The sequence below is a fragment of the Haloferula chungangensis genome (genome assembly GCF_042664875.1).
GTDB lineage: Bacteria > Verrucomicrobiota > Verrucomicrobiia > Verrucomicrobiales > Akkermansiaceae > Haloferula > Haloferula chungangensis.
The window spans coordinates 1-22376 of record NZ_JBHTBS010000010.1 but is presented as its reverse complement, the minus strand read 5'-3'; the positions used below and the strand labels follow the sequence as shown (position 1 = coordinate 22376).

Annotated in this window: 18 protein-coding genes; 13 read left to right on the top strand and 5 right to left on the bottom strand. The window is 58.5% G+C overall.

Features of this window, described 5'->3' with window-relative positions; all coding sequences use genetic code 11:
* Positions 1 to 137 precede the first annotated feature (137 nt).
* Together ACFQY0_RS16575 and ACFQY0_RS16570 are read left to right on the top strand one after the other, a co-directional pair.
* The gene (locus ACFQY0_RS16575) at positions 138 to 2042 is read left to right on the top strand and encodes an agarase (protein WP_379714672.1); all 1905 of its coding nucleotides are present in this window, start codon (positions 138 to 140) and stop codon (positions 2040 to 2042) included.
* A gap of 886 nt (positions 2043 to 2928) precedes the next feature.
* A complete protein-coding gene (locus tag ACFQY0_RS16570; RefSeq protein WP_379714670.1) occupies positions 2929 to 3414 on the top strand; it encodes a low molecular weight protein-tyrosine-phosphatase in 486 nt (161 codons plus the stop codon).
* A 65-nt stretch (positions 3415 to 3479) separates the two neighbouring features.
* Here ACFQY0_RS16570 and ACFQY0_RS16565 read toward each other — a convergent pair whose 3' ends face one another.
* On the bottom strand, positions 3480 to 4823 hold the full coding sequence (locus ACFQY0_RS16565) for a hypothetical protein (protein WP_379714667.1): 1344 nt from the start codon (positions 4821 to 4823) through the stop codon (positions 3480 to 3482).
* Between the two features lie 174 nt (positions 4824 to 4997).
* On the opposite strand from ACFQY0_RS16565, the gene ACFQY0_RS16560 reads away from it, so the two are divergent.
* Positions 4998 to 5504, top strand: coding sequence for a hypothetical protein (locus ACFQY0_RS16560; RefSeq protein ID WP_379714664.1), 507 nt, complete (start codon positions 4998 to 5000; stop codon positions 5502 to 5504).
* Positions 5505 to 5600: 96 nt separating this feature from the next.
* Positions 5601 to 6194, top strand: coding sequence for a hypothetical protein (locus ACFQY0_RS16555; protein WP_379714661.1), 594 nt, complete (start codon positions 5601 to 5603; stop codon positions 6192 to 6194).
* 11 nt (positions 6195 to 6205) lie between these two features.
* On the opposite strand, the gene ACFQY0_RS16550 is transcribed toward ACFQY0_RS16555, so the two are convergent.
* Positions 6206 to 7726, bottom strand: a complete 1521-nt coding sequence (locus tag ACFQY0_RS16550) for a phospholipase D family protein (RefSeq protein ID WP_379714659.1) — start codon at positions 7724 to 7726, stop codon at positions 6206 to 6208.
* A gap of 345 nt (positions 7727 to 8071) precedes the next feature.
* Between ACFQY0_RS16550 and ACFQY0_RS16545 the strand changes: the two genes are divergently transcribed.
* Positions 8072 to 9364, top strand: coding sequence for an alpha/beta fold hydrolase (locus ACFQY0_RS16545; RefSeq protein ID WP_379714656.1), 1293 nt, complete (start codon positions 8072 to 8074; stop codon positions 9362 to 9364).
* 62 nt (positions 9365 to 9426) lie between these two features.
* On the opposite strand, the gene ACFQY0_RS16540 is transcribed toward ACFQY0_RS16545, so the two are convergent.
* Both ACFQY0_RS16540 and ACFQY0_RS16535 read right to left on the bottom strand, forming a co-directional pair.
* Positions 9427 to 9744 (bottom strand): hypothetical protein, encoded by a 318-nt coding sequence (locus ACFQY0_RS16540; protein ID WP_379714653.1) that lies wholly within the window; start codon positions 9742 to 9744, stop codon positions 9427 to 9429.
* Between the two features lie 46 nt (positions 9745 to 9790).
* Positions 9791 to 10966 (bottom strand): BamA/TamA family outer membrane protein, encoded by a 1176-nt coding sequence (locus tag ACFQY0_RS16535; protein WP_379714650.1) that lies wholly within the window; start codon positions 10964 to 10966, stop codon positions 9791 to 9793.
* A 59-nt stretch (positions 10967 to 11025) separates the two neighbouring features.
* Between ACFQY0_RS16535 and ACFQY0_RS16530 the strand changes: the two genes are divergently transcribed.
* The 7 genes from ACFQY0_RS16530 (at position 11026) to ACFQY0_RS16500 (ending at position 20324) form a co-directional block, all read left to right on the top strand.
* Positions 11026 to 11643, top strand: coding sequence for an MBL fold metallo-hydrolase (locus ACFQY0_RS16530; protein ID WP_379714648.1), 618 nt, complete (start codon positions 11026 to 11028; stop codon positions 11641 to 11643).
* A gap of 165 nt (positions 11644 to 11808) precedes the next feature.
* A complete protein-coding gene (locus tag ACFQY0_RS16525; RefSeq protein ID WP_379714645.1) occupies positions 11809 to 14454 on the top strand; it encodes a hypothetical protein in 2646 nt (881 codons plus the stop codon).
* Positions 14451 to 15065, top strand: coding sequence for a hypothetical protein (locus ACFQY0_RS16520; protein WP_379714643.1), 615 nt, complete (start codon positions 14451 to 14453; stop codon positions 15063 to 15065). The genes ACFQY0_RS16525 and ACFQY0_RS16520 overlap by 4 nt, the downstream gene beginning before the upstream one ends.
* Before the next feature lie 12 nt (positions 15066 to 15077).
* A complete protein-coding gene (locus tag ACFQY0_RS16515; protein ID WP_379714641.1) occupies positions 15078 to 16061 on the top strand; it encodes a prenyltransferase/squalene oxidase repeat-containing protein in 984 nt (327 codons plus the stop codon).
* Entirely contained in the window at positions 16058 to 17605 is a 1548-nt protein-coding gene (locus ACFQY0_RS16510) for a hypothetical protein (protein ID WP_379714639.1), read from the top strand. The genes ACFQY0_RS16515 and ACFQY0_RS16510 overlap by 4 nt, the downstream gene beginning before the upstream one ends.
* Positions 17602 to 18948 (top strand): FHA domain-containing protein, encoded by a 1347-nt coding sequence (locus tag ACFQY0_RS16505; RefSeq protein WP_379714636.1) that lies wholly within the window; start codon positions 17602 to 17604, stop codon positions 18946 to 18948. Before ACFQY0_RS16510 ends, ACFQY0_RS16505 begins: the two co-directional genes overlap by 4 nt.
* A complete protein-coding gene (locus ACFQY0_RS16500) occupies positions 18945 to 20324 on the top strand; it encodes a hypothetical protein (protein ID WP_379714633.1) in 1380 nt (459 codons plus the stop codon). Before ACFQY0_RS16505 ends, ACFQY0_RS16500 begins: the two co-directional genes overlap by 4 nt.
* Positions 20325 to 20467: 143 nt before the next feature.
* Here the strand turns inward: ACFQY0_RS16500 and aat are convergent, their stop codons facing one another.
* Positions 20468 to 21091, bottom strand: coding sequence for a leucyl/phenylalanyl-tRNA--protein transferase (gene aat / locus ACFQY0_RS16495; RefSeq protein ID WP_379714631.1), 624 nt, complete (start codon positions 21089 to 21091; stop codon positions 20468 to 20470).
* Between the two features lie 721 nt (positions 21092 to 21812).
* Here aat and ACFQY0_RS16490 point away from each other — a divergent pair.
* Positions 21813 to 22127 carry an ArsR/SmtB family transcription factor gene (locus ACFQY0_RS16490; RefSeq protein ID WP_379714629.1) on the top strand — a complete coding sequence of 105 codons (315 nt, stop codon included), beginning with the start codon at positions 21813 to 21815 and terminating at the stop codon, positions 22125 to 22127.
* Positions 22128 to 22376 lie beyond the last annotated feature (249 nt).

Genomic DNA, 22376 nt, shown 5'->3' with positions numbered 1-22376 from the left:
CAGCCTCACCTGCGAGGACCGGACCCCGCAAGCCTTACCCCGCCCGCCGTCTCCACCGGGAAAAAATCTCCACATTTGTGAGCGCCAGGCGACAGACCTCCCAACGCCGGATTGTATACAATAAAGAAACCAAGCCCATGATCCACTTTCCCGCCGGCCTTCTGAGCCTCACCAGCTTCCTTACTCTGAACAGCACGGCGCTCTCCCAGCACCGGGCGGCCGACATTTCCTTCGACCCCGGCATCCGCCGAGAGATCGGCGGCATCAGCGAGTTCGATCGGAAAAAATTCATCACCATCCATGCCGGCTCCGGTGAGAGCGACTGGGTCGGCGAAGAAGACAAGCTCAAACACCTCGTCGATGATCTCGACGTCTACTTCGGCCGCCACACCGGCGCCATCACCTGGACCCTCTCTCAAATGAAGGAGGACCCCGCCAACAAGGGCCACGTCCACTTTCCCTTTATGGAAATGTACGCCCGCCAGGAACGCGCCCGATATCAGAGCCAGAGCCACCTGCATCCTTATGCCGAACGCGATGACCTCATCGTCGCCACCCAGCTTCATCCCTTCTGGCCCGATGGCGCCCTCATCACTCCACCCGACGGCAGTGCCCCGTGGTCCATCGCCAATGCCGCCGCCTCCGGTCAGGCCATGGGCTACTGGCTCAACATGTTCACTGGCGGCGATGGCCCGCCACGTCCCCGCTATTTTGAAATCGTCAACGAACCCGTCTACGAACTTCAAAAAGAAAACAAAGACGCCTCCCTTCGCCAGATCTGGGAGTATCACCGCGACGCCGCCAAAGCCATCCGCCGTCTCAATCAGGACGTCCTCATCGGTGGCTACACCGCCGCCTTCCCGGATGTGGAAAAGGACGACTTCCGAGAGTGGCACGAACGCTGGAAGGACTTCATCGACGTCACCGGCGACAGCATGGATTTCTACTCGCTCCACCTCTACGATTTCCCCGGCATCAACCACGGCCAGCAGATGTACCGCAAAGGCGCCCACCTCGAAGGCACCCTCGACATGATCGAGCACTACGCCACACTCAAGTTTGGAAAACCCAAGCCCTTCGTCATCTCCGAATACGGATCGCAACTCCACGACTGGTTCAACCAACCCTGGTCGCCCAACCGCGACTGGCTCTGCCTCAAGGCCATCAACTCGATGCTCCTTCAGTTCATGACGCGGCCCGACCAGATCGCCAAAACCATTCCCTTCATCACCGTCAAAGCCGAATGGGGCAACAACGAAGGAGGAAGCGGTTTCCCCTACTACTGGCGGCTTCTTCGCAAGGAAAACGAACCCCAATCCTTCACCGGCGACTACGTCTTCAGCGATCAGATCAAGTTCTACCAACTCTGGTCCGAAGTCCGCGGCACCCGCATCCTCACCCACTCCAGCGACCCCAACCTTCTCGCCGATGCCTATGCCGATGGAAACAAACTCCACCTCATCATCAACAATCTAACAACTGCCCCAAGCCTTCTCAATCTCCAGCCCGCCGACGTTCCTGGCAACGCCATCACCCGAACCCACATCCGCCACCTCTACCCCACTACCGAAGGACCCCGTCTCGACGCCTACGAGCGAACCCAGGAAAGCGCCGCTCTGGGACTCGGATCGGAGTCCACCATGATCCTGAGCTTTATCTACGAGAAGCCACTCGCTCAGAGCAGCACCGTCGACGAGCGGAAATACTACGCCACTTCCCACTTCCATCCCATCACCGCCGACCAGCCGGTCGACTACACCATCGCAAAGGTCCAGCCCGGCCAAAACGGAAAGGCCACGCTCCGCCTCGGTGTCGGTCGCGCCCACGGCAAAAAACTCACCCCGACCATCACCTTCAACGGTGAAATCCTCCGAGCTCCCGGCTTCTATCGGGGCCGCGATCAGACGGACCGCCCCAGCTTCTTCGGCATCTATGAAATTCCGGTATCCCCCGATCTCATCAAAGCCGAAAACAAAGTAACCATCACCTTCCCCGACACCGGTGGCCACCTCAGCTCCCTCGCCCTGCAAATACTGAACTAGAAAATCCGGAACCGCAGATGGACAGGATGAACGCGGATGAAGTGGATTCTGACGAAAAATTCCCCCATCCCGCTTCTGCGTCCATCCCGTTCATCTGTGGTTAGATAATTTTTCCAACGAAGCTCTGTCCTCTCCCGACACCGATGGCCACCCCTCGCCCTGCAAATACTGGACTAGAAGATCCGGAGCCGCAGACGGACGGGATGAACGCCGATAAAGAGGATTCTGATGAAAAATTTCCCCATCTCGCTTCTGCGTCCATCCCGTTCATCTGTGGTTAGATAATTTTTCCAACGAAGCTCTGTCCTCTCCCGACACCGATGGCCAACCCTCGCCCTGCAAATACTGGACCAGAAAATCCGGAACCGCAGATGGACGGGATGAACGCGGATGAAGTGGATTCTGACGAAAAATCCCCCATCTCGCTTCTGCGTCCATCCCGTTCATCTGTGGTTAGATAATTTTTCAACGAAGCTCTGTCCTCTCCCGACACCGATGGCCAACCCTCGCCCTGCAAATACTGGACCAGAAAATCCGGAACCGCAGATGGACGGGATGAACGCGGATGAAGTGGATTCTGACGAAAAATTTCCCATCTCGCTTCTGCGTCCATCCCGTTCATCTGTGGTTAGATAATTTTTTCAACGAAGCTCTGTCCTCTCCCGACACCGATGGCCACCCCTCGCCCTGCAAATACTGGACTAGAAGATCCGGAACCGCAGACGGACGGGATGAACGCCGATAAAGAGGATTCTGATGAAAAATTTCCCCATCTCGCTTCTGCGTCCATCCCGTTCATCTGTGGTTAGATAATTTTTTCAACGAAGCTCTGCCATTTCTTTCCCATTGCGATCCCCCCGCAAATCCCACACATCCCCTCACCAACATGAGCCAGCCACCCTACCGCGTCCTTTTTGTCTGCATGGGAAACATCTGCCGTTCCCCCGCCGCCGAAATCGTCTTCCGCAAACTCGTCCACGATGAAGGCCTCGACGAGCGCATCGAAATCGACTCCGCCGGCACCATCGGCTACCACGCCGGCAATCCCCCCGACCACCGCATGTCCGCCACCCTCGAGAACCGCGGCTACGAGATCACCGGCCAGTCCCGCCAGATCAAAGCCCCCGACCTCGACGCCTTCGACCTCGTCCTCGTCGCCGACAACGACAACCTCAACGACGTCAAGCGACTCGACATCGATCAGAAACACCTCCCCAAGATCAAGCTCATCACCGACTACTGTGTCGAAAAGGAGGCCAAGCACGTGCCTGATCCCTACTACGGCGGCGCCAGCGGCTTTGAAGAAGTCGCCGACCTCGTCGAGGACGCCTGTGCCGGCCTGTTAGATCACCTCAAAAAGCACGAGCTCTAAGAAGCGAAAAAGAGCAGCCATGCCCTTGCCAAAACACCAATCGCCTCCCGAAGCGGCAGGGAATTCTATCGCACCCAATATCTGAAAACCAAATCATCCCCCGCCCCCCCATCATCCACCCCGTCAGGTCCGACCGACCAGATCGAGTAGCCGCCGTCCTTCTCCAGCCGGTATCCCATCACCCCGTCCCCCAGCGGATCTTCAGCTTGAACAGAATCAGGGAATTTCCCTTCCTTCAGCCGCCGTATTTCGAGGTCGATCGCCGTCTGGGTAAGCCGCATTTGGGCCTCCCCCACCAGGCAACTGTGAGCTGTCATTTCCAGAAATTCCCAAACTCCTTCAGAAAGTGGAGGTTCAAGAACCAGATCGTCCAGGTCGAGGTCGTAGTAGCGAGGTTTTGATGCATGCTCTGAGCGAAATCTCGTAAGATCTTCGATGCTTACATCCCCGGTCTTCGCCGCCTCGTCTCCCATGGTTCTCAATGCTTTCTCCAAACCCATCGCATGGATACCTTCTGGCCCATGGGCATAGACGAGGCTCATCGCTTTCTTTCCTAAAATCTCACGATCAAGTGACCAGTTGGCGCACCATGTGTCCCAATCGACCTCCGGTCTCGCCTGCATGATCGGATCGTAGCTTTCGATCCAACCCGAGATCTCAACTACCAGCGATTTCCGATACCCCCTCTGCAAATCGAACTGAGAAAGACTCTTCGACAACTTCTCAAGATCATCCTCGCCAAAAGACCCCGCCATAAGGCCCTCATTGATGACGACTAGAAACGTCATGCGATACGAAGCAGCCAAGGCGTAACCGATCGCCATCTGAGGCGTTTGATCAATCGCATGACTCCAGGCAATCATCGTCTCAAGATCCTCCATCGCCACATCCGATCGGCCCACCGCAATCGAGGTCAACGCGTGATCAAATAGAAAGCCTGTGGCACGGTTGAGGAAGGTGAACCCACTCGGACCATCCTTGGAATCCATCAAGAGCAGCCGGTCCGGTCGAACTAACAGGAGCAATTTTCTGCGCTCCTCGTAGCGCTCGAAGAGAGTGAAAAGCTTCTCCGCCGCATCCCCATTGGAAATTCCATCTCCGTAGAACGCAGCAAATTGGGGACCATCAGGACCTTCTTCGATGTCAAGATAGACATCTTTCCGCAGGCCCGGGAAGCCCAGTGACGAAAGATCACCCAGCCCCTCGTCATCATTCTCAAACCGCGCCACCTCATCACGAGCCGTCTGGATCTCAAACAGATCCACCCTCCCTTTAGCCGAAGGTTCAACAGCCTCCTCAATCGTCGAAGGATACCCCGCCCCGTTCAGCTCCTCCACCGTATCCGTCCATACCTTCTTCCCATACCAATCAACTCCGATATATCCGAGCGCCAGCGTCACGATCGTCAAGATGGGGACCCCGATAAGGAAACGCCTCAGTCTCTTCGACCGCCACACACGCCAGAACCAGGAAGGAAGCACCATTCGCCGCGATTCTTTCCCGAAGCCGCCCGACGACAAGCTCCAATCATTTTTCACCCACCTTTCATCCTTCATTCACCGATCGCTGGGCAGAGTCTGCCCATGACTCCCTGTTATCACCCCTTCATCCACCTCGACCCCGGCGTTTGGAAAGCCACCAAGGCGGCCCACATCACCCTGACCGTGATCGGCACCTTGCACCTCGCTCCCGCCCTCCTCGTTCTCGCGGTCTTCTGGGACTCTCTCCAATCGGACTACTCGATCATCGGTCGGGGCGCTGAAGAAGTCCTCATCCTCGGCAGCGCCATGCTTGGAACCATCAGCGGTGGCTTCGCCTGGTGCGCGCTGTGTCTCCTCTACTTCAAGCGCAACGACCTCCGCTGGCAACGCATCGCCTGGACCACTTGCGCCATCTTCGGCTACCTCACCACACCATGCATTTGCGTCTGGATTCTCTGGATTCTGAATGAAGAACCCGGTGCCGGCGGCTTTCTCCTCATCCTCTTCGGGATCTTCATCTCATCCGTCTCCTGCATCATCCTCGGCAGGCAAAACGCACGACTCGCAGCCCAGCTCCTCCAGCGCCGACGGACTCAAGGCGGATCGTGATTTGCGGAAAAGGAATCATCTTCCGTCACGAAAACGCTACGAAGGCGCGGCCGAAAGAGATTGCCCTCGGCGAATCGGCATGAAAGCGTCCTTTCCATGTCGCAATGCCTTCTAAAGCTGGCCCTTGGGCTCGCCCTTCTGGTCCCCGCATCGAGCGATGTCATCATTCATCACCACGGCGTTCGACTTCTCGCCAAGCCCTTTGGCATCGAGAAACGGATCCGCTTGCTGAGCATCGATACCATCCATCTGGCCGCCGACGGATCGATGCGTCTCGACTTCACCTTGGAGAATTCGGGCGTCAAGGAAGTGCTCCTTGCAAATCCAAGTTTCTCATTCGACATCATCCTGCCCGACGGCCAATGGGCCTCACTCGGCCAGCTGTGCGGTTGCCTGATCACCTTTCCCGTGACGGAGGATGACCAGAAGCTCAAGCGAAGCTACACGGCCGAGTTCAAAAGCGAACTGAGCAGCAAGGACCTGACGTCTTACCTCAAGCAAGCCGCCGCGAATGGCGCTCCCATGCGCCTGCTCGGCCATGCGGACATGACGGTTCGCAGCGGCGGCAAGCCCAGCTTCAATCGCAAGGGCTTGAAGCTAGAACTAGACGGACCAGTGATTCTGGGTGCGAAGTTTGCCGTCAAAAAGCACCAAACGACCGACTCCATGCCAAAGCTCGGAGCAAGGTAGCCCACAGCGCCTTAAAGCTGATTCTTGATCGGCAGCCATCCGGAGACACGCGCCATCATCCGGTGGACCCATCCCGCCGACGGTGGTTCGCTCCGGACTTCACCGCGTGACTCCCAGGTCAGCCCACCTTTCCCATCGCTTTTCACCTGCCAGGAATTCTGTGGGCTGCTGAGTTCATCTAACAAGTCGGCTACTTCTCCAGCCAGAGCCGGCGACTCGATCAGTAATCCGCACTCGGTATTGATGTTCACCGCACGTGGGTCGATGTTGAGCGAGCCGATGAAACACTTGTCGCGCTCACTCACCACCGCCTTGAGGTGGAAGTTGACTCGTTCGCACCGCACCCCGCCCACATCGACCATATCCCGAACTTCTTCGCTCGGATCGGCTCGGAACTCACTGAGCCGAGCACCGCCTTCAACCAGGGCCTGCCTCGATTTCTCATAGTGACCATGAACCGCAGCATGGTTGTTCGCCGCCAGACTCGGCACGATGACCCGGAAGTCCACCCCTCGGGCATGCATCTCCGCCACCTGATCGACGCCCTCGTCCGAGGGCAGCAGGTAAGGTGAGGCCAGCCGGATTTCACTCTGTTGCGTGCGTGTCAGTAACTTCAGCTGCGTGGCCACCACCCGCTTGTCCTTGCTCGGATCGGGATCATCCTGAATGAAGCGGGCTTTCCCCCGAACCATCTCTCCACGAAGCGCGGCCAACTCGCCGCTCCAGTCGCCGCGACCGACACCAATCCCCCTGAGCTTGCCGTTCTTCTCCCTCTCGATCGTCGACTTGAAGCCTCTCCTCGACAGCTCAACCAACTGCGGATCATCCCGCTTCGAAAGATGCATCCCCGGGAACGACGCCGCGTCATTCCAAAACTTGTCAAAGCCATCCGAAACCTCTCTAACAACAGGACCCGCCACCAACACGTCGAGATCAACAAAGTTATAGTTCTCGTCCATGCCGAAATAATGGTCACCGATATTCCGGCCACCAACGATCGTCATGCAGCGATCCGCCGTGAAGGTCTTGTTGTGCATCCGCCGATTCAGGCGATTGAAGTTGGCCAGCATCTCGGTCATGCCGAAAATCTTGCTGCCCCGGACTCTCCCGGGATTGAAGATTCGGACTTCGAAATTCGGATGGTGGCGACACAGCGTGGCGACACTCACATTGCTCGCGCGTAAAAGGAAATCATCGACGAGGATCCGCACCCGCACGCCGCGATCGGCCGCCTGAATGGCTCGTTCATAGAGCAACTCACTCGAAGTGCCGCCGTGCCACAGATACAGTTGGATATCGATCGAGCTGCGCGCCGAGTCGATCAGCGCCAGACGCCACTTCAACGCCTCCTCCGCCTCGTTCAGCAGGAGAAATGACGAGTCACCCGCGGCCCTTCCATTCGCGAGGCTTCGACTTGCCTTAACCAGTGGCCCGGAATCAGGAACCGGCAAGGCCAACTCCGGCGGCTTGTCGCCAATCACAGGGAGGAGGGTGCAGCTCCCGAGAATCATCGGCACCAGAGCAGACAGCACGATATTTCTAATCACCGAGACACCCTCACCGCCATAGGATTGATTGACAAGCGGTCAAGCTGGCAGTGCTCAGGCAGGGCGATAAAGCGAGGGAGAGAATCGGTTCCATCTCAGTTGATTCAGACCACGATGGATAGATTTTGGCGTCATTGACCTCAGCTTCAGGCTCAAATTGAGGTTCAGCCATGATGATGATCCCCAAGATCGTTGGCTTCATCCTATCGATCTCATTCATCCTGGTCCAATTCCATCCCCAGCTTGATCGCCCTCAGCGCTCAGGACCTCGTTTTTTCTTGAAAACAGCCAAGTTCCACATGGTATCCCAAGATCAGTTCAGTCGCCATCATGAAACTCCCCCAATCTCTCGCTCTTCCAGCCTGCCTTTCCCTGCTCTGCGTTCTGGTCATCGGCTGCGCGAACTTTCGGAAGCTGGGCAAGGACCTGAAATTCCAGGATGAATCGGCCATTGTTACCGCCCGAATCACCAATGCCGGGTCGTATAAGAACATCAAGGGGCTGACCCTCAACTGGGATCGGGAAACCAATACGATCGCCAGTGGCGACATCTCCGAGGTCAAAGGCATCGGCGTCTTCGGCTTCTTTGTCAAAAAGTCGCCACACCAGTACATCCTCGCCTACAGCGACTCCAATGGAGACGCCAGATATCAGAAAGGCGAGCCCGCCTGGATCCACTCGGATTCGAACGGCAATCCGCTCCCGCTGGATCTCACCGAGAGCACCCCACGGCGCATCGAAGGAGCCCTATCCTCGAAGAACAAAGTCCCCCATGAACTTATCACCGCCGCCACGACATTCCTGGCCGGCCGGACCGTCGAGGAGGCCAAGTCCGGATGGGACATCCCCATCGCGCTCGGCGAGGTGGCCAATCTCAGTGAATCCCGCTTCTCTTCCGAAACCGGTTCCGAGGGCTACTGGGAGCCCACCGGATACACCATGAATACCGGCGTCGGCATCTACTTCCTCGAGAAATACGATCCAAAACGCATCCCCGTCCTCTTCGTCTACGGGGCTGCCGGATCACCTCAGGATTGGTCCACCTTCTTCAAGACCTTCGACCGCAAGCGCTATCAACTTTGGTTCTATCAGTACCCGTCCGCTACACGACTCTCCACTTCAGGCGGCGCTCTCGACCGCGGGATTCAGCTTCTTCAGGGCCACTACGGGTTCCAGGAAATGAACGTCGTCGCCCACAGCATGGGTGGCCTCGTTTCGCGCTACGCAGTGATCAACAACTACAACGCGGGACATCGCTACATCAAACACTTCGTCACCATCTCCAGCCCCTTCGGCGGCATGGAGTTTGCCAAGTCGGGCGTCAAGCACCTCAAGAACCCCGTCCCTTCATGGATCGATATGGTTCCCAATTCCGATTTCCAAACGGATCTCTTCAAGACCAAGCTGAAGGGCAAGATCCCCTACATGCTCCTCTACGGAGACAAGGCCTCTCACTCAATGGTCCTGCCCGAAGAAAACGATGGCACCGTCAGCGTCGAAAGCGTCACTCGCAAGGAGGCCGTCGCCGATGCCATCAAAGAGCAATCCTTCCATGAAGACCACGTCTCGATCCTCTCCAATTCGGAGGTGATCAAGATGGTCGAGGACTTCCTCGACAACTGAATCGACGGCTCACCCGCGAGCTCGCTTCTCTCTGGCGCTCTTGCGCTCTGGCGCCTTCCTGATCAGCTCGACAGGAAGGCAAAGAAGAGACTGATCAGGAATGACAAGACCAGATACCAGACACAGATCTTGATCGTCACCTTTTGACTCGCGCCGCAGATCTTATCCACGAGGAAATACAAGGCCGCGATATTCACGATCGCGGTAAATGGTCCCAGAATCCCTCCGAGAAGCAAGTTGGAGACAAAGCTGACTGCCAGCATTCCGATCACCACGATCCAGGTCTCGGTCAGGGTCTGGGAGGAATTCGTCGAGCGGGTAAACAGCGTGATCAGAAACCACAACAGCCCCACTGAAATGAAAGTTCCGATGATGTTCATTCTTTAGATCGCTTCTGGTGGCTTGAGCCACTCACCACTCCCGCTCCTAGAAGCGGCTCCACGCACTGCCAAACTGCACGTAGACCGCCGGACCTTCTTCGCCGTAGGCCACATCCAGCCCCATGTGGAGCCCATACTGACGGGCAATGAGATAGCGAATGCCCGCACCTCCGGTGGCCGTCGCATCCGAGCCCTTCCATGGATGATCGTCATACCATGAAAAGCCCACGCCTCCGAATCCCACAAGGCTCCAGCGTGGATGAAACTGCCAGCGAAGCTCGCCCTCGAACGAAGCCACCCCATCGCCCTGATAACGAACCGCCGGCGCTCCCCGCAATTTTACATAGGGCCTCATGTAGAACGGCATATCTCCAAAGCTCTGCTCCACCTCGCCCTTGATTCCAAAAAACAGCGTATCCTCGACCAGAGGGCGGTACCAGAAATTCGACCACTTGACCGATTGATTATTGGTGTCGCCACCCAGCGCCTCGAGATTCGCCGTCACACTCAGCTCCGAGACCAGACCCTTCGTCGGCGTGAAAACGTTGTCGCGAGAATCGTAGAGCAAGCTCGGACGCAAACTACTAACCATGTAGTCGATCCCGCTTTCCAGCACACCGATCGGTGGAAGCTGCGGATTTTCCAGACTCGCACCGATCTCCGCATAGGCGTAGCGAAGCCCGAGACTCCAGTACGACTCCCCCAGTTTCCACTCCCCCCCGAGCAAGCCAAAGGTCGAATCCAGGTTGTAACGGAACGGCTGCCCATTCGGCCTGAGACCACTCCCGATCCCATAGAAATCCAGATTCACGCTCATGTCGGCTCCTGCCGCGGTGACGTGAAGCCGCTGATCCAGAAAATACCCGGAGTAGCCTCCAAACACCCCTTCCGATCCGTTCGAAGTCCTCATCACCCCTGCCCCGGTAATGCTCGGACGTCCTCCATCGTCGGGCTTGTCGATGAAAACCGGAACCGCCGCCGCCCCTCCTCCGATCGCCGGCTCGGTAATCGGGATCAGCAGAGGAATGAAGCCCATCGGATGATCGAGAAACTCGCTCAAATCCAGCCACCCGTCTTCACGATCAAAGAACCTCATCTCCGTATCAGCTTCGCTTGATACAGGCTCCTCCAGCCGCTCGCCTGCTGCTCCCATCGAACAGCAAATCAACCACGTTCCCACAATCCGATGAGTCACGGAAGACGCATTAATCGCTTTCCGCATTCCCCAGAAGGAAAAACCACCTTCATTGACAGAGCCCCCGACCTACGCCTTCCTCCGGCATGGATGCGATTCAACGATTCGAGGGCGGTTTTCTCCTCACCAATGCCTACCTCCTCTCCACTCCCGGCGGCGGACACCTGCTGATCGATGCCCCTGCGGATACCGCCCAGTGGCTCACCCAAAACGACATCAAACCACTCGCCCTGCTCCTCACCCACCAGCACTTCGATCACGTCATGGACACCGCCGCAATCGCCGCCATGGGCGTACCGATCTACTCATGGAACGCCTACTCGACCCAGCTCACCGCGGAAGACATCGTGAAACAATGGGGCATGCCGATGAGCGTCGCCCCCTACTCCGTGGATCACGAGCTTGCCGGTCAGGAAATGCTCGAAATCGATGGCCTGAAACTCGAACTCGCCCACGTCCCGGGCCACTCGCCGGATAGCGTGACTTTCCATGACCGGGAACGCAACATCCTCATCTCGGGCGACACCCTCTTCAATGGCTCGACCGGTCGTGGCGACCTCCCCGGCGGCGATCTCCAGCTCCTTTGCCAAGGCATCGTCGAAAAGATCTACTCCCTGCCCGGGGAAACAAAAGTCTACCCCGGACACGGACCCGACACCACCGTCGCCGCAGAACGAGTCGGAAATGGCGTCATCCGCGCATGAAATAAGGCAAATCGGCCTCAGGGTGGCGCTCTTCCCAACTTGAGGGATCGACCCTCGCACGGGTCCGTGGATCCCTTGGAAAACCGGAGATTTCCGCTGGAAATGGACCGCTTCCTCTGGGAGCTTGGTAAAGATCCGCAGGAGATCACCGTTTTACCCTGAAACATGCCCGACGACCGCCATTCATCCTCAGCGCCGCTGCCCGAGTCCCTCCGGCGTCAACTCGAGGAATTCCGCCGCCAACTCTGGCGCAGCAAGATCGCCGAAGCCATCTTCGCCGGGATTTTCGGCCTGCTCTTCTCCTACCTTCTCGTCTTCGGGCTCGACCGCCTCTGGCCGACACCTGCAATCGTCCGCCTGATCATCCTCCTCGGCGGCACCTCGCTGGCCGCCGTCTTCGCACCAATCTGGCTCCACCGCTGGGTCTGGGGACATCGGCACGATAACCAACTCGCCCGGCTCATCGCCCGCAAGCACCCCGGTCTCGGCGACCGCCTGCTCGGTGTCGTCGAGCTCCAGAAGCAGCTCGAAAACGAAGACAGCCTCTCGCCCAGACTCCGCGCCGCGGCGATGGAGGCCGTGGCCGCCGAGGCAGAAAAACGCAAGCTCAACGACTCGCTCCCCGCTTCCCGCCACCGACGCTGGTCACTCGCCGTCATCGCCCTCTTCCTCATCGCCGGCACCGCTCTGGTCATCGTCCCCAAGGCCGGGCTCAACTCCCTCAAGCGCTGGCTCTTCCCCCTCTCCTCGACCGCTCGCTACACCTTCACGCTGTTAGAAGACGTGCCCTTCCAGCTTCCCGTCCCTCAGGGCGAGGCTTTCTCCATCGACCTGCGGCTTTCCGAAGACTCCGAATGGCAGCCCGAAATCGGCGAAGCCCAGTACGGCCGCCAGGACCCCGTCTGGGCCAAGCTCGACGATGGACATTACCGTTTCGAATTCCCCGGTCAGCAGGATCCCGGCGAGGTCCGCATTCAGATCGGCGACGCCCGCCACGAAATCACCGTCATCCCCTCCCTGCGACCATCGATCAGCAGCACCGTCGCCGAGATCAACTACCCGGATTACCTCGAACTCGAGAATCGCATCATCGACGTGCCGACCGGTGTCGTGACCGTAGTGGAAGGCTCTCAGGTCCAGCTCACCATCGAGGCCTCACGCGCTCTGGCATCCGCCGAGTTCGGTCCCTTGAGTGCCGCCACTTCCCTTCTCACCCCAGCGCCCTCCGCCCGCCAGGATTCCGGCGAGACACCCGCCTTTGATCCCGAAGCGGCCTCCATGGATATCAGCGATTCCCGCGCCAGCACCGGCTTTCTGAAAGTCACTTCCGGAAGTACCAACGTGCCGATGAGCTGGCGCGACGACCTCGGTCTAACAGGCAACGAAGGCTTCACGATTCGCATCGATGCCCTCAAGGATGAAGCACCGACCACCTACCTGCAGGGAGTCCAGACCCAGAAGGTCATGCTCCCCGAGGAGACCATCGATCTGGAGGTCATCGCCGAGGACGATTACGGACTCAAGGAATACGGACTCGTCTGGGAAGGTCAGTTCACCCGCCCCACCGATGAAGTTCCGGCCAAGGGCGAGTTGAGACTGGAAGAAGGCCAGCCCTCCATGAATCGCGCCGCCATGCCCGCGGCATTCTCACCCCTCACCTACGAGATCTCCCCGCAGAAACTCACTCTCCGCGCCTACGCCGAGGACTACCTCCCGGGCCGCGGACGCGTCTACTCCCAGCCCATCATCATCCACGTGCTCAGCCGTGATGAACACGCCCAAATGCTCAAGAACCAGTTCGATCGAGCCATCAGTGAACTCGAGGACATGGCACGACGCGAGCGCAACCTGTTAGAAGAAAACCAACGCATCGAGAGACTCGATGGTGAGGAGCTTCAGAGCGAAGAAGGACGCCAACGCCTCGCCGAACAGGAAGAGGCCGAGCGCCAGCAGGTCGAACGCATGGAGAACCTCGCCGAGAAGATGGAGGAACTCCTCAAGAACAGCAGCCGCAACGGCACCATCGACAAGGAGACCCTCAAGAAGATGGCAGAAACCGCCCAAGCCATGCGCGAACTCGGCGAGCAGGACATGCCCAAGGTCGAAGACAAACTGGACGAAGCCCAGGACCAGAAAAACACCGAGGAAAAATCCGAGCAGGACGTCGAGAAAGCCGTCGAACAGCAGCAGCAGAACCTCGAGAAGATGCAGGAAACCATCGAGAAGGCGAACGATGCCAACCAGCGCTTCGAAGCCAGCACCTTCGTCAACCGTCTCAAGAAAGCCGCCGGTGAAGAGGAAGCCATCGCAATGACCGCGCTCGCCGGGAGCAGGAACTTCGGCCTGCACTCGCGCGAACTCGATCCCGCCGATCTCCGTCTGCTCAACGAAGCCGTCCGCCAGCAGTCCGATACCGCCTCCGACGTCCACTGGATCCAGGAAGACCTCGGACACTTTTTCACCCGCTCCAACAAGCAGGAGTTCCGCGAGATCCTCGATGAGATGATCACTTCGGAAATCGACCTCGGACTCGAAGACATCCGCCTGAGCCTGATCAAAAACCACAGCTACATCGCCGCCGATCAGGCAAAGAATTGGTCCGCCAAACTGCTCGAATGGGCGAAGAAGCTCGAAGGTTCCGAGGACAGTCCGGCAGGAGGCGGTGGTGGCGGCGGAGGTGGTGGTGGCGAAGACGAGGACTTCGACTTCATGCTCCGCGTGATGCGCCTCATCCAGCAGGAACAGGACCTCCGCGCCCGCACCCGGGCCCTCGAAACCCTGAGACGAAGCTTTGAAGCCGAGACCCCATGAAAGCCCTCATTCCCATCTTTCTCTTCCCCCTCATCGCCCTCGCCGATGATGCCGAACTCGCGGAGAAAATCAGCAAGTTCCAGACGGGTGCGCGCGATCTTTCCGATAAGCAGGACGAACTCGCTGCCGATGTCCAGCAGCTCACCATCGAACAAACCGTCCCCCAAGTCATCGAACTCTTCCGCGAAGTGGAAGACGCCATGGACGAAGCATCCGAACGCCTCTACGAACACGAAACCGGCGGCGAAACCATCGCCGCCGAAACCGACGTGATCGAAAAGATCTTCGAGGCCGCCAAGGAAAAGCAAAAGCAATCCGGCCCCGGCAAACCCGGCGAACAACCCGGAAGCGCCATGCTCGACATGATGGAGCGCATGATGGGCCGCGAACCCGGTGGCCAGAAGCCGGGGGACAAACCCGGAGATCAGGCCGGCGAGGGTTCCACCGGCGACTCTAACAGCGAGAACAGCAACCAGAGTGGCAACGCCGACGGCAAGGTCGAAGAACGCCGCGTGCCGAAAGGTTCCGGCACCGCCGGCAAGTCCGTGCCTCCCGAATTCCAGGACGCCCTGCGCGCTTACAACCGTGCGGCGGAAAAACTCAGCCGCTGACGCTACCGCCACATGAAACTCTTACGCCTCTTCCTCGCCACCCTCATCGTCAGCCCGGCCATCGCCCAGGAACTCCCACGCCGCCCGGACGATCCGATTCCCCCACAGCTTGAGACCGTCTACGAACGCGGCCTCGCCTACCTCGCAAAAAACCAGAACGAGCACGGCGCATGGAATGATCAGATGGGGGGAGAACCCGGCGTCGTCGGCCTCTGCGTGATCGCCTTCCTCGCCCATGGCGAGGACCCCAACCACGGCCCCTACGCCCGCCACATCCAGAAGGGCATCGACTACATCCTCTCCCGCCAGCGGGAAAGCAACGGCTACATCGGCAGCTCGATGTACAACCACGGCTTCGCCACCCTCGCCCTCGCCGAAGCCTACGGCGCCGTCGATGATTCAAAAATCGCCCCCGCGCTCAAGAAAGCCGTCGACCTGATCCTCTCCGCCCAGAATCGCAACAGCGCCGGCGCCTGGCGCTACACCCCCGACAGCCGCGATGCCGATACCACTGTCACCGGCTGCCAGCTCGTCGCCCTCTTCGGTGCGCGGAATGCCGGCCTCCCCGTGCCCGATGAGGCCATCAAGAAAGGCCTCGCCTACATGTCACGCTGCCGCGGCGGCGACGGAGCCTACGGCTACACCTCCGCAGGCGGCGGCAAGCAGACTCTCACAGCCATCGGCGTGACCTGCCTCGCCCTCGCCAAGGAAAAGGACGGCAAGGGCTTTCAAACCAGCCTGGCCTACCTCAAGGAAAACCTGAATTACCGCGAGCGCCACTACCCCTACTACTACGAGTACTACATGTCGCAGGCGCTCTTCCACGCCGATGAAGAGGCCTTCGAGGAGTGGAATGCCAAGAACCTCAAATACCTCTCCACCATCCAGCGCCCCGATGGCTCCTGGCCCGGAAACAAGGGCGAGTCGTTCAACACTTCCTCCTCCCTCCTTTCTCTCGCTCTCAACTACCGCTTTCTTCCCATTTACGAAAAATGATCCGCCTCTCCCTACTCCTCGCCACCACACTCCCCCTGTTGGCCGATGACCAGGTCAAGCCCGATCTCCTCCGCTTGACCAACGGCGAACTCGAAGGACACTTCGCCGGACTCGATGCCAATGGCGTGCTCCGTTGGGAACGCGAAGACGGCATCGCCCCGATGGAATTCAAAACCGACAAGGTCCGCCAGATCGTCCTGCGCGGCGGACACCCGATCGATGCGGGAAAAGACGCCGCCCACATCGAGCTCGTCAATGGTGACCGCATCCCCGCCCGCGTGGTCTCCCTTGAAAACGACAGCCTTACCATCGGAACTCCCATGGCCGGCCGTATCGAGCTTCCCCGTGATGCCGTCGTGCGGGTCGCTCCCAATCCCTTCGGCGGTCGGCTCATCTACGCAGGCCCCTTTTCCGAAGAGGGCTGGGAAATCTACCGCCCCGCCGATGACTTCCCTGAGCTCGAGGAAAATGAAGATGAGGATGAAGACGCGGAGCCTGCCAAGGAGCGCAAACCCAGTTGGAATCATCGCGGATCAAAGTGGTACTTCAGCGGCGGCCGTGATGCCCTGCGCAGCCCGATCGGCATGCCCGATGAAGCCATCCTACGCTTCGAACTCGAATGGCGAAACCGGCCCTCCATCGCCATCGCCTTTCATGCCGACTTCCAACCGCCCGTCTACCCCCCAGCCGATGAAGACGAAAAGCTCAGCGAAGAGGAACAGCAGAAGCTCCAGAAACAGCGCGATGACCGACGCCGCTCTTCACAACATCTCGCCGACTATTTCGGCAACGCCTACGTGCTCACCCTCCGCAGCAGCTATGCCCAACTTCAGCAATGCGGTTTCAACGAAGATGGAGAACCGTTCCTCGACCAAATCCGCTCCTCGACCACCAACTTCCGGTTTGACGACACAGGCATCGCCGTCTTTGAACTCCGCTGTAACCGGAAAAAAGGAAGTGTCTCCCTTTTCGTCAACGACGAGTTCTCCATGCAGTGGGACCTCAATCCCGGAATCGATTGGGATGACGATGAAGAACCCACCACAAAGGGCTACGGAGGCCTCGGCGATGGCATCGGCTTTCAAACGCTCGGCTCCGATACCCCCGTCCGCATCTCCGACATCATCGTCGCCGAATGGAACGGCATGCCCGATTCCGCCCGCAGCTTGAAAAGCGAAGCATTCGACGTCGTTCTCCTCACCAACGGCACCGACCGCTTTTCAGGGAAAATCAAAACCATCATCGACGGCAAACTCACCCTGGAAAACCGCTACGCCCCACTCGAAATCCCACTCGAAGAAATCGCCGAAATCCACCTTGCCGAAAACAGCCAACGCGAAATCGAAGACAGCTCCGACCGAAGAACCCGCGTTCATTTCCAACCCATCGGACGCATCAGCGGAGTGCCTGGCGTCACCAGCAACACCACCATGAGTCTCAACTCACCGCTACTCCAGAAACTCAATCTGGACCTCACTTCCGCTGTGGTTCTCGAGTTTCAGTCCGGATCCAGCTTCCTCAATTACTGGGACGAAGAATTATGAGAACCCTCCCCCACCTTCTCGCCCTGACCCTCGCCGGACCCCAACTCATCCTGGCCGATGTCCTCGAACTCCAGGATGGCGGCAAACTCAGTGGCTCCATCCTATCCATCTCCCCCGACGGCGTCATCACCGCCGACCTCGAAATCTCGGATTCCCCCGTCGGCATCCATGCCGACAAAGTCAAGGACGTCAGCTTCCTCAAACCCTCGCGCAAGTTCGATCACGACACCATGCTGACCCTCATCAATGGGGACCGCCTCCCCTGCGACATCGTCTCCATTTCCGACACCCAGCTCGCCGTCACCACCGATTACGCCGGCGATTTGGCCATCCCGAGAAAGATCGTCGCCACCGCCCAACTCGGCATCCGCCCCCGCAAAACCATCTACAGCGGCCCCGAAAACCTCGTCAATTGGAACATCGAGGACAACTGGCACTTCGAAGACGGCAGCATGGTTTCCGATGGACGTGGCTCGATCGCCCGGAACTTCCCCACCCTCCCCGATTCCTTCTCACTCTCCTTCCGCCTGAAGTGGGCCGACAAGCCAATGCTCAAGGTCTTCTTCGCCTCCGACACCCCCGCCAGCAGCGGAGGAAAACATGACCGCTACTTTCTCCAGATCGGCACCGCCGGAATGGAAATCAAACGCCAGAGCTCCGGACGAAACCCCTACCACTCCCTCATCACCGTCAACCGCAACCACGACTCCTTCGCCGAGCGCGAAGCACGCTTCGAAATCCGCGTCGACAACCGCCAGCGCCGACTCCTCCTCTACATCGACGGTCAACTCGAAGGTCAGGCCGCCGACCCCCTGCCAGTCATCCCAGACGGCAAGATCGTCATCCTTCACAGCGACTCCTCCGAAGCCGAAGCCCATCGCGTATCCGACATCATCCTCCGGGAATGGGACGCTTCGGGCGAACGCCACCGCAGCGAAGACCGCGGCGACTTCGGCGAAGACGCCCTCATCAACAACAAGGGCGAACGCTACGGTGGCCGCATCATTTCCTCAAAGACCGACCATCGCGGCAAACTCAGCATTCTCTTTAAAACACCCTTCGCCGAGGATACGTCCACGATCCCCACCGCAGAAATCTCCACCCTCTTCTTCGCAGAAATAGAGAATGCCACCGAAAACTCGGCCACCCCACTCATCATCGGACTCGCCGGGGCCGGCACGCTTGGCGCCCACGCCTGTACCTTCGGCCCCGATCACGTCCATCTCACCCACCCCCTCCTCGGCGACATGAAACTCAGCCGCGACGCCGTGAATCAACTCCAACGCCGCGAAATCCCCGCAGCAGACTCAGCACCAGAAACCGAACCCGACACCGAAGAATGAAAGCCCTCCTCTTCTTCAGCCTTCTCGCCTTTGGTGCGGCCCTCGCCACCCCGCCGATGACCGCCCGCTTCAATAATGGCGACACCATCACCGGGAATCTCACAGGGATCGATGAGCACACCATCACCTGGGAATCCGAATTCTTCACGGTCCCTCAAGCGCTCAAACTCGACCGACTGCTCGACATCTCACTGTCCTCCAGCGACGCCGTCGACCTCCCCGAGGGCGACCACATCGCCATCCTCACCCTGACCAATGAAGACGTCGTCCGCGGATCACTCATCAGCCTCGACAAAAAACACATCAAACTCCGCACCAGCTACGCCGGCGAGCTCGTTTTCCGCCGCGACATGGTCGCCGCACTCACCATCGAGGAAAAACCCGAAATTTTCTACGCCGGCCCCGGCACCATCGATGAGTGGGAGATCGAGAAAGAAGGCGACTGGACCCTCGAAAACGGCGAACTTGTTAGCCACAGCTCATCGAGCATCTCACGTGACATCGGAGAGCACGACCGCTTTCGCGTCGCCTTCGACGTCGAATGGCGGGGCAACGCGCGCTTCCGCATTTTCACCTGCGCCGATAGCACCAACCTCAACGAGATCAGCAACGGCTTCGAACTCGTCTGCCAAAGCAATTACGCCTACTTGCGCAAGCGCACCCAAAGGAACGGCCGAGTGGAACCCGTGAATATCGGGAATGTCGGCGGTATGCGGGAGTTTCAGGAGCGTGAAAAAGTCCGCATCGAGATACTTCAAGACCTCATCTCAGGCCGCATTCGTCTCATCATCGGAGGCCGGGTCGTCGCCGATTGGAGAGATGACGTTCCAGGCATCGGCCAGCTTGGCAGCGCCCTTCACTTTCTCTCGGATTCCCGCAATAAGTTGCGCGTCTCACGCATCCGGGTGAGTTCGTGGGATGGCACCATCGAAGGCCCTTGGCAGGAAGCAGGCATCGACCCCTTCGGCAATGAAGAGACAGATGAACTCAACCCTCAAGATCACCCGCCTCTCGGAATCCTCCTCCGCAACGGCGACAACATCAAAGGAGAAACCCTCGCCATCGAAGACGGCGCCGTAAAACTCAAAACCGAGTTGGGCGAATTCGAACTCCCCGTCTCACGGCTCCGCAAGTTCGCCCTGCGCACCCCCGAGGAAGCCGCCAACCCGGAACTCACCTGGAAGCCCATCCTTCGCAATGGAGACATCCGCGCCCATTTCATCGAAGGCGATGCCATCACCTTCCAACTCATCGGATTCCAAGACGGAATGATGCATGGAAAATCCCAAACCTTTGGTGAAGCCGACTTCGACCTCTCCTCCTTCAGCCGCCTCGAATTCAACCTCTATGCGGCCGACAACGATGAGGACTGGTAGAGAAGCCCTCAGATGCCAACTCCATCCAAAGCGATCAATCAGAACCCTTGGGTAGGGAGTGTTCCAAGCTGAAGATTGGATAATCTCTTTCACCAAGAGAGCTTGACGCAAGTTCAAGTCCCTCACCTGGCCCAAGAGTGAGTCTACCCCGGCCCTCGTAGCTCCGGAGGACGAATCCCTCCCGAATCCTGATCGTCCAGCACTGCCATCAGCATCCTGTGATACTCCTCGCGCGGCACCTCCACCGCCCCGAACTGCCTCAGATGCGGCGTGATCCACTGCGTATCTAACAGCTCGAATCCGCTCGCCCGCAGTCCCTCGACCAAATGCACCAGCGCGATCTTCGAAGCATCCGTTTTCTTTGAAAACATGCTCTCGCCAAAGAACCCACGCCCCATCGCCACCCCATAAAGCCCACCCTGCAAACCCTCCTCATCCCAGCACTCCACCGAATGCGCATAGCCCCAATCGTGCAGCAGGCAGTAGCTCTCGAGAATCACCTCATCGATCCACGTCTCCTCCCGCTCCGCGCAACACTCCATCACCTCCCGGAACGCCGTGTCCCAGCGAATCTCAAACGGCTTCTTCCGCAGCGCCTTCCTCAAACCGCGCGGCACATGAAAGCGCTCATCCAGAGGAATCACCCCCCGCATGATCGGCGAGAACCACACAATCTCCCCATGATCCGCCATCGGGAAAACGCCCTGAGCATAAGCCCCAAGCAAAACCTGCGGCGGAAGAACCTCTTGTTTTGGCGACTCAGACACTGGACCGCACTCTAGCTCCATCGACGCCTCAACAAAAGTTCGAACTCACTTCCGGAGCAGCGACCTTACTGTCGCTGGCCAACCCCGCCCCTTTCCGCAGACCCAGAAGCGACCGCCCAAACGGACCGTCGACTTCAGTCGGCAAGAAAAACCAAGCCCCCCAATCCCGTAACTTTCCCTCAAGCGATCAAGCAAGGGAAGGAATGGGACCAGGATGAATGAGATCGATAGGATAAATGCAACGAAATCCAACGATCTCAATAATCATCCTGGTCGACCTCAGTTCCCGCCTGAAGCCGAGCTCAACGGCTCCAAAATCCGATCCACCTGTCCCGCCATAGCCTTGGCGACGGAGAATCCGATCCATCCCATCCATCCTATCCATCTTGGTCCGAAAATATTCAGTTCGAACCGCGGGAACCGCATGAGGCGCAGCCTTTTACGCGAAGCAACGAGTTTTTGGCAGTGCCCGACACGATTTCCAAATGTCCTGACAAGATTTTCAAGAGTCCCGACTCCCCAGACGAGAGGACCAGATCCTCTTACTGGAGGAATGGCTCCCTATACCGGAGGATTGCCTCCTCTTCCGAGCGCTTTCATTCTCCATGCGGGAGTCATTACTCCTCTTACAAGAGAACTCACTCCTGAGACAGGAGATCCGGTTCCTTTCCCCGAACGAAAAACCATCCCTAAATCGCCAACCCTCCTCACAGATTAGCCAATGAGCGCCTCCGCATCTTCACCAACTCCCTTCAAGGGGCTTCCCCTCGCTCAGGTCCTGCCCGCGATCTCCAGTCCCGTCCGTTGCGCCATCCTGCGCGAGCTTGCAAAGGGAGAATCACTGCCAAATGTCGAGCTTGCCAGAAGGCTGCGCACCACCCCTTCCGCCATTTCCAAGCACTTCAGTGTTCTCTATCGGCAGCGCGTCGTGAGTTTCAAGCATGGCCGCTACGTGATCGCCTCTGGCCTGCTTTCCGATGACCGCCAATCCATCAACTTTGGCTGCCTCCTCATCCGCCTCAATCACCGAAAGTGATTCTCAGGTGTTCTCGGATGTATCGCCGAGTCACCATTGCTTGAGGAAAAGGCGCGAGGAAGGAATGGGGCCAAGATCTCACTTCTCACTTCTCACTTCTCACTTCTCACTTCTCACTTCTCACTTCTCACTCGTCACTGCCGCACAGCGGCCTCGAACCCATCCAGCGGACTCGTCACCCCCAAACCGCTCACCCCCATCGCCACATGCAGATAGATTTCTGTAGTGGTAATGTCCTGATGGCCCAAC

Excerpts from the sequence above, each read along its gene's own strand:
- ACFQY0_RS16500 (WP_379714633.1), top strand. The coding sequence starts at position 18,945 with ATGAAAGCCCTCCTCTTCTTCAGCCTTCTCGCCTTTGGTGCGGCCCTC.
- ACFQY0_RS16520 (WP_379714643.1), top strand. The coding sequence starts at position 14,451 with ATGAAAGCCCTCATTCCCATCTTTCTCTTCCCCCTCATCGCCCTCGCC.
- ACFQY0_RS16515 (WP_379714641.1), top strand. The coding sequence starts at position 15,078 with ATGAAACTCTTACGCCTCTTCCTCGCCACCCTCATCGTCAGCCCGGCC.
- ACFQY0_RS16560 (WP_379714664.1), top strand. The coding sequence starts at position 4,998 with ATGACTCCCTGTTATCACCCCTTCATCCACCTCGACCCCGGCGTTTGG.
- ACFQY0_RS16570 (WP_379714670.1), top strand. The coding sequence starts at position 2,929 with ATGAGCCAGCCACCCTACCGCGTCCTTTTTGTCTGCATGGGAAACATC.
- ACFQY0_RS16530 (WP_379714648.1), top strand. The coding sequence starts at position 11,026 with ATGGATGCGATTCAACGATTCGAGGGCGGTTTTCTCCTCACCAATGCC.
- ACFQY0_RS16510 (WP_379714639.1), top strand. The coding sequence starts at position 16,058 with ATGATCCGCCTCTCCCTACTCCTCGCCACCACACTCCCCCTGTTGGCC.
- ACFQY0_RS16545 (WP_379714656.1), top strand. The coding sequence starts at position 8,072 with ATGAAACTCCCCCAATCTCTCGCTCTTCCAGCCTGCCTTTCCCTGCTC.
- ACFQY0_RS16540 (WP_379714653.1), bottom strand. The coding sequence starts at position 9,744 with ATGAACATCATCGGAACTTTCATTTCAGTGGGGCTGTTGTGGTTTCTG.
- ACFQY0_RS16535 (WP_379714650.1), bottom strand. The coding sequence starts at position 10,966 with ATGCGGAAAGCGATTAATGCGTCTTCCGTGACTCATCGGATTGTGGGA.
- ACFQY0_RS16490 (WP_379714629.1), top strand. The coding sequence starts at position 21,813 with ATGAGCGCCTCCGCATCTTCACCAACTCCCTTCAAGGGGCTTCCCCTC.
- ACFQY0_RS16555 (WP_379714661.1), top strand. The coding sequence starts at position 5,601 with ATGTCGCAATGCCTTCTAAAGCTGGCCCTTGGGCTCGCCCTTCTGGTC.
- ACFQY0_RS16575 (WP_379714672.1), top strand. The coding sequence starts at position 138 with ATGATCCACTTTCCCGCCGGCCTTCTGAGCCTCACCAGCTTCCTTACT.
- ACFQY0_RS16505 (WP_379714636.1), top strand. The coding sequence starts at position 17,602 with ATGAGAACCCTCCCCCACCTTCTCGCCCTGACCCTCGCCGGACCCCAA.
- ACFQY0_RS16525 (WP_379714645.1), top strand. The coding sequence starts at position 11,809 with ATGCCCGACGACCGCCATTCATCCTCAGCGCCGCTGCCCGAGTCCCTC.